The sequence below is a fragment of the Aquimarina algiphila genome (assembly GCF_007489275.1).
GTDB lineage: Bacteria > Bacteroidota > Bacteroidia > Flavobacteriales > Flavobacteriaceae > Aquimarina > Aquimarina algiphila.
The window spans coordinates 1-808 of the sequence record NZ_VLNR01000182.1 but is presented as its reverse complement, the minus strand read 5'-3'; the positions used below and the strand labels follow the sequence as shown (position 1 = coordinate 808).

The 808-nt window shown below is 29.5% G+C and carries 1 protein-coding gene and 1 pseudogene; one reads left to right on the top strand and one right to left on the bottom strand.

Annotated elements, in window-relative coordinates; genetic code table 11:
* Positions 1-111, top strand: a pseudogene (locus FOF46_RS32885) (IS982 family transposase); the annotation flags it as partial.
* A gap of 12 nt (positions 112-123) precedes the next feature.
* On the opposite strand, the gene FOF46_RS31005 reads toward FOF46_RS32885, so the two are convergent.
* Positions 124-705 (bottom strand): serine hydrolase domain-containing protein, encoded by a 582-nt coding sequence (locus FOF46_RS31005; protein ID WP_143919279.1) that lies wholly within the window; start codon positions 703-705, stop codon positions 124-126.
* Positions 706-808: the final 103 nt, after the last annotated feature.

Genomic DNA, 808 nt, shown 5'->3' with positions numbered 1-808 from the left:
GGATTTAAAAATAGAATCTTATCAAAGATCACAGCAATGACCATTATTCAATATATCAATAGGTTTGAATTCAACAGAAATATAAACAACCTAAAAATTAATATTAACTAAATGCACAACGGGTTAATTAAATGTGTTTCCAGGTTTTTCTGTTAAGTTGATTTTAGATAAGTCTTTAAAAAACTTCTCTTTGGTCTGTTTGTTTTCAAGTTTGAGATATGTGTTGTTAAATTCTATTTCGCTTAAATTTGATGATATTTCATTCATTTCTTCATAACCGCCAGGTAATCCACTGGTATGGGTTAACAGGTGTTTTATTTTTATGGGGTCACCTTTATATTCTAGATTTGGGTATGTTTGAGGTAAATACCTTTGTATATCATCCTCTAAATTCAATTTTCCTTCTAGAACAGCCTTTGAAGCTAATGTACCAGTAAATGTTTTTGTAACCGAAGCGATTTCATATATTGTTTTATTTGTAGGCGTATCTCCCTTTCCTTTTGTTAACTCTCCATAGTGAAAGGTGTATGAAACATTATTTACGTATAATCCAATTGATAAGGAATTTATTAAGGGATCTTTTAATGTTTTTTGAGCATTCTTATCTATAATTTGTTTTACATGTTTACTTATAGAATCACTATATATCTCTATAGATTTATTACAATTTATAACGACATGGCTATTTCGGAGTGACTGTGCCACCTATTTCGGTCAAATGGTGCCACTAAGAGAGATCTTGCAATAATAGTTAAATTTTGTTATTAGTCCTTTTTAATTTTTCCTTTTCTTAATGATTCCCCCACAA